The 8,961-nt window shown below is 43.2% G+C and carries 11 protein-coding genes and 1 pseudogene; 5 read left to right on the top strand and 7 right to left on the bottom strand.

What is annotated here, in order from left to right:
* Window positions 1–337 (top strand): transcriptional regulator Spx (gene spx / locus RAC86_RS30815; protein WP_377886375.1); only part of this gene is annotated, 337 nt, incomplete at its 5' end.
* Window positions 338–591: 254 nt separating this feature from the next.
* Here the strand turns inward: spx and RAC86_RS30810 are convergent.
* Window positions 592–1,248: a TerC family protein gene (locus tag RAC86_RS30810; RefSeq protein WP_041905005.1), complete on the bottom strand. Its 657-nt coding sequence runs from the start codon at window positions 1,246–1,248 to the stop codon at window positions 592–594.
* 183 nt (window positions 1,249–1,431) lie between these two features.
* On the opposite strand from RAC86_RS30810, the gene RAC86_RS30805 reads away from it, so the two are divergent.
* Window positions 1,432–1,557 carry a hypothetical protein gene (locus tag RAC86_RS30805; protein ID WP_120698858.1) on the top strand — a complete coding sequence of 42 codons (126 nt, stop codon included), beginning with the start codon at window positions 1,432–1,434 and terminating at the stop codon, window positions 1,555–1,557.
* Window positions 1,524–2,180, top strand: coding sequence for an adaptor protein MecA (gene mecA / locus RAC86_RS30800; RefSeq protein WP_014113374.1), 657 nt, complete (start codon window positions 1,524–1,526; stop codon window positions 2,178–2,180). The genes RAC86_RS30805 and mecA overlap by 34 nt, the downstream gene beginning before the upstream one ends.
* On the opposite strand, the pseudogene RAC86_RS30795 reads toward mecA, so the two are convergent.
* Window positions 2,175–2,296 (bottom strand): annotated as a pseudogene (locus tag RAC86_RS30795) (hypothetical protein). The gene mecA and the pseudogene RAC86_RS30795 overlap by 6 nt on opposite strands.
* 73 nt (window positions 2,297–2,369) lie before the next feature.
* On the opposite strand from RAC86_RS30795, the gene RAC86_RS30790 reads away from it, so the two are divergent.
* Both RAC86_RS30790 and pepF read left to right on the top strand, forming a co-directional pair.
* Complete coding sequence (locus RAC86_RS30790) at window positions 2,370–3,491, top strand: competence protein CoiA family protein (RefSeq protein ID WP_236827578.1); 1,122 nt, start codon at window positions 2,370–2,372, stop codon at window positions 3,489–3,491.
* 229 nt (window positions 3,492–3,720) lie between these two features.
* Window positions 3,721–5,550, top strand: coding sequence for an oligoendopeptidase F (gene pepF / locus RAC86_RS30785; protein WP_176364382.1), 1,830 nt, complete (start codon window positions 3,721–3,723; stop codon window positions 5,548–5,550).
* A gap of 37 nt (window positions 5,551–5,587) precedes the next feature.
* Here the strand turns inward: pepF and RAC86_RS30780 are convergent, their stop codons facing one another.
* From RAC86_RS30780 to RAC86_RS30760, 5 genes are all read right to left on the bottom strand, one after another.
* Window positions 5,588–5,755, bottom strand: a complete 168-nt coding sequence (locus tag RAC86_RS30780; RefSeq protein ID WP_041520918.1) for a hypothetical protein — start codon at window positions 5,753–5,755, stop codon at window positions 5,588–5,590.
* Window positions 5,756–6,068: 313 nt separating this feature from the next.
* On the bottom strand, window positions 6,069–6,968 hold the full coding sequence (gene spxH / locus RAC86_RS30775) for a protease adaptor protein SpxH (RefSeq protein ID WP_072566099.1): 900 nt from the start codon (window positions 6,966–6,968) through the stop codon (window positions 6,069–6,071).
* Window positions 6,965–7,363, bottom strand: coding sequence for a globin domain-containing protein (locus RAC86_RS30770; protein ID WP_003224612.1), 399 nt, complete (start codon window positions 7,361–7,363; stop codon window positions 6,965–6,967). The genes spxH and RAC86_RS30770 overlap by 4 nt, the downstream gene beginning before the upstream one ends.
* A gap of 254 nt (window positions 7,364–7,617) precedes the next feature.
* Window positions 7,618–8,355 carry a bifunctional muramidase/murein lytic transglycosylase gene (gene cwlQ, locus RAC86_RS30765; RefSeq protein ID WP_268454122.1) on the bottom strand — a complete coding sequence of 246 codons (738 nt, stop codon included), beginning with the start codon at window positions 8,353–8,355 and terminating at the stop codon, window positions 7,618–7,620.
* A 14-nt stretch (window positions 8,356–8,369) separates the two neighbouring features.
* Complete coding sequence (locus tag RAC86_RS30760) at window positions 8,370–8,942, bottom strand: CYTH domain-containing protein (RefSeq protein WP_014113380.1); 573 nt, start codon at window positions 8,940–8,942, stop codon at window positions 8,370–8,372.
* Window positions 8,943–8,961 lie beyond the last annotated feature (19 nt).

The following is an 8,961-nucleotide window of genomic DNA, read 5'->3' as shown; positions in this document are numbered from 1 at the left end:
TGAAGAGCACGATATTCCATTTGAAGAAAGAAACATTTTCTCTGAGCCTTTATCAATTGATGAAATAAAACAAATTCTTCGAATGACTGAGGACGGAACAGATGAAATCATCTCAACCCGTTCCAAAGTATTCCAAAAACTGAATGTGAACGTTGAATCTATGCCGCTGCAAGATTTGTACCGCTTGATCAACGAGCACCCAGGTTTGCTTCGCCGTCCGATTATCATCGACGAAAAACGTTTGCAGGTCGGATACAACGAAGACGAAATCAGACGTTTCCTGCCAAGAAAAGTCCGCTCTTTCCAATTAAGAGAAGCACAGCGTTTGGCAAACTAATAGATCGTATCATCAAAAGAAGGCTGAGTGATCAGCCTTCTTTTTTAGATAGTTGACAAAATCCAAAAACGGTTTTTTGTTTTAGGATTTTGTTACCTTTTCAGTTCAGCGTGATTGAAAACCTTTGAAGTCTAGGAAGGCCGAGCATTGGAGCACAACGAATATGTTTATTCGTGAGCACCGACGCACAGGTCTGACAACGAATGCGAAGGTTTGTCGACACGCTGAAAGAAGGCTGAGTGATCAGCCTTCTTTTATTTTTCCACCTGCTGATAATAAATACTCGCCAGGATGACAAACGCGACCGTTAAAATGGGGAGGAGCGTTTCGACTGTGCCGTGCTGCGCCATAAAAAAAGATAGCTTTTTGTCCCTGACAATCATTTCTCCTCCTGTATAAGCAAGCAGACCGCTTCCCGCGTAAATCAGAACCGGTATTTTCTCAAGTGCGATGTGGATGAGTTTGCTGCCCCAAATAATAACCGGCACCGATACACACAAACCAATGACCACGAGAGAAAACTCACCGTGTGACGCTCCCGCAACTGCTATGACGTTGTCCAGCGACATAAAGAGATCTGCAAGCACAATCGTTCGTATCGCTCTCCACAGGGAGGTGCTGCTTTTGATGTGCTGCGTGTCTTTTTTTTCAATCAGCAGCTGATATCCTAAATACAGCAGGAAAATTCCGCCGGCGCACTGCAAGAACGGAATGTTCAAAAGGTATACCGCTGCGCTTGTTAATCCGATTCTCATGGCAACGGCGATAAATGTTCCGAGAATAATGGCTTGCTGTCTTTGCTTGTCCGGCAAATTTCTGCTGGCCATGGCAATGACGACCGCATTATCTCCGCCGAGGATCAGGTCGATCCCAACAATAACAAGCAGAGAAATCAGATAGTCATGCTCCATGATCGGCACCTCGCTTTCGTTCCATCGCTTGTACTACTACTATATGAGACAGGTCATATTTTATGATATGAGCCGCAGATCTGCCGTTTTTTAGGTGAAGGTGCATTTTTATTTCTTTTGTGACTGTTTTATCATAAAATAGAAATACAAAGGAATTCACACTGGCCTTGCATCAAGGTTAAGATGTGGACGGAATGGGTAAAGTGTAGTAAAGTACTATTAATCGGGAGCTTAGATGTCCCTTCAACATCTTATATAGAAGGGAAGGTTGGCAAATGGAAATTGAAAGAATTAACGAGCATACAGTAAAATTTTATATGTCTTACGGAGATATTGAAGATCGCGGTTTTGACAGAGAAGAAATTTGGTATAACCGTGAGCGCAGTGAAGAACTTTTCTGGGAAGTCATGGATGAAGTTCATGAGGAAGAGGAATTTGCTGTGGAAGGCCCTCTTTGGATTCAAGTTCAGGCACTGGACAAAGGATTAGAAATCATCGTCACAAAAGCCCAGCTTTCCAAAGACGGACAAAAGCTCGAACTGCCGATTCCTGAGGATAAAAAGCAAGAACCAGCATCTGAGGATCTTGACGCCTTGCTGGATGATTTCCAGAAAGAAGAGCAAGCCGTCAATCAGGAAGAGAAGGAGCAAAAGCTTCAATTTGTCTTGCGGTTTGGCGATTTTGAGGATGTTATTTCTCTATCTAAATTGAACGTTAACGGAAGCAAAACGACTTTATATTCGTTTGAGAACCGATATTATTTATATGTAGATTTTGGCAATATGACTGATGAAGAGGTTGAAAATCAGCTAAGCATCCTGTTGGAGTACGCAAATGAATCCTCAATCAGCATACACCGTCTTGAAGAGTACGGCAAGCTGATTATTTCAGAGCATGCTCTGGAAACGATAAAAAAACACTTTGCATCATAGCAAACCGATTTCTTTCCGGAAATCGGTTTTTTTTATGCAATGAAATGCTATGTTTGAGATGTGAAAAATCAAAAACATACATACATGAGAAAATACGGCGAACAGGAGTTGATCATCTTTTCCAGAAAGTATACCTCATCTGGAAAGGAGAGATGACAATTGTTTAGTGCTGTGACTGAAGACGGCGAAATGTTTCACCTTCTAGGCGCTCGGCAAAGCCGGGAATTAAAGCGGAGACGATTCTTCTGCCCGGTGTGCGGGGGTGAGCTTGCTGTGAAGCTCGGACTCCAAAAAGCACCGCATTTCGCCCATAAACAGAACAAATCCTGTTCGATAGACATAGAACCGGAAAGCGCCTACCACTTAGAAGGAAAAAGGCAGCTGTATATATGGCTGAAAACGCAACAGGCTTCCCCGAAATTAGAACCGTATATCAAGAACATCAATCAAAGACCGGACATCATGACAAAGATCAAGGGACGCATGCTTGCTGTTGAGTATCAATGTGCCACTCTTGCTCCAGATGTCTTTCAAAAGCGAACAGAGGGCTTCAAACAAGCAGGAATCATCCCGCAGTGGATTGTGGGACACAGCCGCTTAAAACGCTCTGCTCCATCCTTTTATCAGCTTTCTGCTTTCCATTGGCAGTTTATCAATGCAAGTCCATACAGGGAACTGATATGTTATTGCCCGGAAACACGTTCTTTCCGCCGGCTCAGCCACATCATTCCGTTTTACACAAACCATTCTTATTCCTCCGTTCAAACGATCCCTATCCATCGGGCTGCTGCAAACGATCTTTTTTTTACTGAACCGACGCCCGCATTTCAATATTCCGGCTGGACGAAAGCGATTCACCGTTTTCGCCATAAACCCCATCGGTTTATCTCCAAGGAAACAAATCGCCTCAGGCTGCTGTTTTATGAAAAGCGGCAGACACCCCTTTCTTTTCTTCCGACGGAAGTGTTTGTCCCTGTTATAAAAGGGGCTGTTTTTCATAGTCCGGTTTTTGTGTGGCAGGGGTTTTTATATCTGTTTATTACGGATCTGGGATATAAACGCGCGCCAATTCGCTTTTCAGCCGTTTTACAGCAGTGCAAACTGCACATTCATAAAAAGAACATTTCACTCAGATACAAATGCAGCGAAGATTGTCTTTCTGAAGCGGTGAAACAGTACATTGATTTTTTGTGCAAGAAGGGATTTTTAAGGGAGACTCAGAAAGAAGTATATGTGCTGAATCAGCCTGCAGAGGGCGTACGCTCATTACAGGATCTCATAGAAAGTGACCGCAGCTGTTTTATAGAATGAGTTTGTCTCATTTGGCTCACCCTAAGACAAAGGTGGTGGGCTGGCTGTGAAAGGCACAAAAGAAAAGGTTTTTCGTGTTTTTACTGTTTTTTTGGCATTCGTTCTCTTCATTACTGCATATGATTTGACAAAAGGCAGTGAAAGACCGGAAGATATTCACAACACAAGTTTATTGAGAAACAGCGGTTTTTTCAATTGGCTTGAATCAAAGAAAACGAGGGGGATCACCATGGCTGAGGAAAAAAAAGCAAACCAACTGCCTGACAGAAGTGAGGTAAAGGCAGAAGACACATGGAGACTTGAGGATATTTTTCCTACTGATGAGGCCTGGAATAAAGAATTTCAAGCTGTAAAAGAATTAATTCCGAATTTATCTAAGTATAAAGGAAAGCTGGCAGATTCAGCCGATCATTTATACGAAGCTCTTACGTTCCAAGATAAAGTGATGGAGCGGCTGGGCAGGCTGTACACATATGCGCATATGCGCTCTGACCAAGATACCGGGAACTCTTTTTATCAGGGGCTGAATGATAAGGCGGGAAACCTATATACACAGGCCGCAAGCGCGACAGCTTATTTGGTTCCGGAAATTTTATCCATAGAAGAAGACAAACTGCAGCAGTTTATTCTTGAAAAAGAAGAACTGAAACTGTACTCTCATGCGATTGAGGAGATTACAAAGGAACGCCCGCACGTGCTGAGCGAGAAGGAAGAGGCGCTGCTTGCTGAAGCTTCTGATGTGCTGGGTTCATCTTCCAATACATTCAGTGTATTAAATAACGCCGAGATTACATTCCCGTCCATTAAAGATGAAGAGGGGAATGAAAAACAGATCACTCATGGGAATTTTATTAATTTCTTAGAAAGTGAAAACCGTGAAGTCCGCAAAAATGCCTTTGACGCAGTATATAAAACATACGGTCAATATAAAAACACAATGGCCACAACGCTAAGCGGCACTGTGAAAAAGGACAACTTCTACGCGAGAGTGAAAAAATACAAATCAGCGCGTGAAGCGGCGCTTTCTAACAACAGTATTCCTGAGGAGGTATACGACAACCTCGTCAAAACGATTAATAAGCATTTGCCGCTCCTGCACCGCTATATCGCGCTGAGAAAGAAAGTGCTTGAGCTTGATGAGGTGCATATCTATGATCTGTATACACCGCTTGTAAAGGATGCGGGGATGAAGGTCACGTACGAGGAAGCCAAAGATTACATGCTGAAAGGTCTGGCACCTTTAGGGGAAGAATACGCCTCCATCTTAAAAGAAGGGCTGGAAAACCGTTGGGTCGACGTTTATGAAAATAAAGGCAAACGAAATGGCGCTTATTCATCAGGAGCTTACGGCACGAATCCGTATATCTTGATGAACTGGCATGATAACGTCAATAATCTCTTTACGCTCGTGCACGAGTTTGGACATTCCGTACACAGCTACTATACGAGAAAGCACCAGCCATATCCATACGGCAATTACAGTATCTTTGTCGCGGAAGTTGCGTCCACGACAAACGAAGCGCTTCTTGGCGAATACCTGCTGAACAACTTAGATGATGAAAAACAGCGCTTATATATTCTCAACCATATGCTTGAGGGCTTCAGAGGAACGGTCTTTAGACAAACGATGTTTGCTGAATTTGAACATCTGATCCATACAAAGGCGCAAGAAGGGGAGCCGCTTACACCTGAGCTTCTGACAAATGTCTATTACGATCTGAATAAAAAGTATTTCGGAGACGGCATGGTGATTGATAAGGAAATCGGCCTTGAATGGTCACGGATTCCGCATTTCTATTACAATTACTATGTGTATCAGTATGCGACAGGGTACAGTGCTGCCCAAGCGTTAAGCAGCCAGATTTTAAAAGAAGGAAAGCCGGCGGTTGACCGTTATATTGACTTCCTGAAAGCGGGAAGCTCACAATACCCGATTGATGTCCTGAAAAAAGCGGGCGTTGATATGACGTCTCCAGAGCCGATTGAAGCTGCGTGCAAAATGTTTGAAGAAAAACTTGATGAAATGGAAGAGCTGCTGATGAAAGTCAAGCAGTCTTAAAAAAGAAAGCCTGTGCAAAAATGACGCACAGGCTTTTTTAAAACCCTTTAAAGGTTTTCCGATGGTTCAGGCGATAGAGGGTAAACAAAATAGACAGAAACAGCAGAGGAGAGGTAATATAAAGCGGCAGCATATGCATCATGCCTAATATATTCAAACAGAAAAAAACGGCAATGCACACAATTAAGATCACAGTATACATCATGGCGGTCCCCCTCGTCCTTTTTCCTTATTAGGATATGAGTGAATGTACTTCGTTATGTTTTGTGACAAAAATATGAACATTAAGCATAGAGGTTGTCAACAGTCGACATCTTTTGTTATCATAAGGATGTGAAATTGATCACAAACAAACATTACCCCTTTGTTTGACCGTGAAAAATTTCTCCCATCCCCTTTGTTGTCGTTAAGACATATGAAACCGCGCTTATCCCGGCGCGGTTTCTTTAGTGCTATGGACAGAACGTATGTTTGGTGTCGGTGCAAAAAAACAGCCTCAAGCATATACACGCCTGCGGCTATTTTTCACATGATTGATATTCATCAGTATAAGTGCTGAGAGACTTCCAAAACATTCCGTGTTTGGCTTCCACTTTGGCAACCTTTTTAGCAAATGCCAATTTTTTCATTTCTTTTTCTACCTCTTCAAGGCTCAGGTCATAAACTAGAGCAATTTCCTTGGAGGCAACGAAGCGGAAATATTCAATAAAACATTCCAGAGGCGGTGTTTCCGACGGCTTCGGCTCGTCGCCAAGCATCTCAAATAAGATTTCTTCATATACATCATATGAATAGCTGCCGGGTACTTTAAGCCCTTCGTCCTCATGCTGTGTATTGAAAAACGTCAGCGTCGGATTGACGGAAACATCCATCTCAGCGGCAATTCTCATATCACATTGAAGCGCCTTGACCGCGCTTTGAGAATGCAGGTCATTTTTGAACTCTTCAAGATCGAGACTCGTTTTTTCTGCGATTTCCAAAAGCACGTTTTCATCCGTAATATTTTTCTTTGAAACAAACAGACTCTCCTGCATATTTCTGAGAAATTGCATGCCGACTTTTCTTCCTTGCAGTTCGGCTGCTTTAAAAGCGAGAGCAGCCATATAAGGCGATGAAAGCGGCTGATCCTGCTCGAACCAGACATTGCCGTCACACGACATGCCGGAGCGGCTCGCGATCTTTTCCCATGCTTCTGCGAGAAGATGCTTTTTCCGTTTCTTATTTAACGCGGTAAGGCTTGCGGAAGCTATAATGCGTAATGTGAAAAAGCGTCCGTATCTAATTTTCAGCTTTTTAATGACGGGCTCTAAGGACCAGCATTCAGGACATAAAGGATCTACAAACATGTAAATTTCAAGCGGTTTTTTTGGATGGCCGTGGCAATGGGCGAAGTATTGCTCATGCTGATAGTTTGTCAAGATGATCGATCCTCCGCTTCCGTTTGATTCACCATATGCCTTGCTGTCAATTCCAGCCGGCCAAACAAAAACTCACGAATATCGCCCTCCAGCCCTACATGGTCCATTGCGTCCTTCATACAGCTGAGCCACGCATCAGCTCTCTCGTTTGTAATTGGAAAGGGAAGATGCCTTGCTCTGAGCATGGGGTGGCCGTGTTCCTCAGTATAAAGCGGAGGCCCGCCTAAATACTGAGTCAAAAATTGCTTCTGTTTCCTGGCGGTTTCTGTTAAATCGCTCGGAAAAATTGGCTTCAGCAAAGGATGAGACGCGACACGCTCATAAAAAGTATCAACAAGTTGCGATAGAAGTTCCTCTCCAATCGCTTCATAAGGTGCGTTAAACGATTGTCCCATGTTGACTACTCCTTTAAATATGGCTAATAGGAATCATAAATCCTATTGCAAAAAGTAATTTTCTGTATTTCAACATTTCATCTAAATTTATTTTAGCAACAAGGCATCATTTCTACAAACAAACTGCCTTTTATGCGTTTGATGACTAGTTTCGGCTGTAAGCCAGGGTTTGTATTTCATATCATATCACATAAAAATCAGGAATGCGTAAGATTTCACTTCGCAAAAAAACCAGAGGGCAGAAGCCGCTCTGGTTACGCGTAATAAGCTGAAGTTATTTTTTTTACATAGTTTTGCGTTTCTTGAAAAGGAGGAATACCTCCGTATCGGTCAACATTTCCCGGTCCGGCGTTGTAGGCTGCTAATGCCATAGACACATTGCCGTCGTATTTATTCAGCATTTGTTTTAAATATTTCGTTCCGCCCTCCACATTTTGCTGCGGATCCAGCGGATTAGAAACGCCAAGTGAGCTTGCTGTTGACGGCATGAGCTGCATTAGGCCCATCGCACCTGCTCCGCTGACCGCTTTTGCATTAAAGCCTGATTCCTGCTTGATGACGGCACGGATTAGTTTTTCATCGACGCCATATTTATCAGCTGCTTTTTTTATAGCGCTATCAATGGAGAAGTCTCCCGAACTGATCTGTTTTGCTTCATGTTTGTTTGAAGGTGAATCTGCAGCATCTGTTTCGGTGCTTTCTGCCGCTTTTGTGATATAACCTGAATTGCTATTTGTATATGAATTAAGCCCATAAGCTGAAAGCAGTGACGGCGCTGTTGAAGAAGCGCTGTTCAGCAGACTGAGCGGGCTTGACGTTGCAGAAGATGCTGTTGGTTGCGGAGTCGTCAAACCGTTTGTATATTGGCTAAGCAAAGAGCTGAAGCTTGAGAGCGGGCTTTCCGCATCATTTTGAGTGCCTGTGCTGCGTGCATTAGATATGGACTGTAATGCTTGAAGCTGAAGTAAAGCTGCCCAATTCGTTACATTCACGATGTCATTCCACCTTATATAGACTTTCGTTTTTCTTCATAAAAACGCAGAATTTTATTTTTGGTTTCGCGCTGAGGAATGCTGAATTGCTGAAGCAGCTTCTCAAAGGCTTGTTTGCCCTCATGCCAGTCTGCCGCCTCAAATTCGATTTCATAGTCCTCTTTATTTAAATATCGGCTATGGTCTAAAACTATTAAGCCTTTTTCTGTTTCTTTTTCCGCGCGGTTTGTTGCTAAAGATCCAAAGTACTGAATGGCATCTGTATCGATCTGAAGCTTGTGCAGCTGGTCCTTCACAGGGCCTTCGGGAACTGAAAAGCCAGTAAGGTCTGATACCTCTGAAAGCCGCTGGTGCGTTTCCAGAAGCCCTACATCTGCCGGTTCTTTTAACGTCAGGACATACTCTCCGTTTTTTCTGCGGATTCGCAGCGCAGCGTGTTTTTGTTTCAGCGCAAAGCTGCCTGTGTCAAAATAATGATTCTTTTGATCTGTAAAATCTTTTTCTGTCAGCTTGAGTGCGGCTGTTATCGTTTCAAATTCTTGTTTGGTCAGCATGTTTTTAAATTCTATTTCAATTTCTTGGCTCATGATGCTCTTCCTTTCCGCC

The organism is Bacillus sp. LR_5 (assembly GCF_042709275.1).
Note: the sequence above shows the minus strand (reverse complement) of the source record. Positions and strands in the feature narration are given on the sequence as shown.

What these genes read in the sequence shown, in the direction of transcription:
- RAC86_RS30810 (WP_041905005.1), bottom strand. Translation starts at nt 1,248, where the DNA reads ATGGAGCATGACTATCTGATTTCTCTGCTTGTTATTGTTGGGATCGAC.
- RAC86_RS30805 (WP_120698858.1), top strand. Translation starts at nt 1,432, where the DNA reads ATGTGGACGGAATGGGTAAAGTGTAGTAAAGTACTATTAATCGGGAGC.
- mecA (WP_014113374.1), top strand. Translation starts at nt 1,524, where the DNA reads ATGGAAATTGAAAGAATTAACGAGCATACAGTAAAATTTTATATGTCT.
- RAC86_RS30790 (WP_236827578.1), top strand. Translation starts at nt 2,370, where the DNA reads ATGTTTCACCTTCTAGGCGCTCGGCAAAGCCGGGAATTAAAGCGGAGA.
- pepF (WP_176364382.1), top strand. Translation starts at nt 3,721, where the DNA reads ATGGCTGAGGAAAAAAAAGCAAACCAACTGCCTGACAGAAGTGAGGTA.
- RAC86_RS30780 (WP_041520918.1), bottom strand. Translation starts at nt 5,755, where the DNA reads ATGATGTATACTGTGATCTTAATTGTGTGCATTGCCGTTTTTTTCTGT.
- RAC86_RS30770 (WP_003224612.1), bottom strand. Translation starts at nt 7,363, where the DNA reads ATGGGACAATCGTTTAACGCACCTTATGAAGCGATTGGAGAGGAACTT.
- RAC86_RS30760 (WP_014113380.1), bottom strand. Translation starts at nt 8,942, where the DNA reads ATGAGCCAAGAAATTGAAATAGAATTTAAAAACATGCTGACCAAACAA.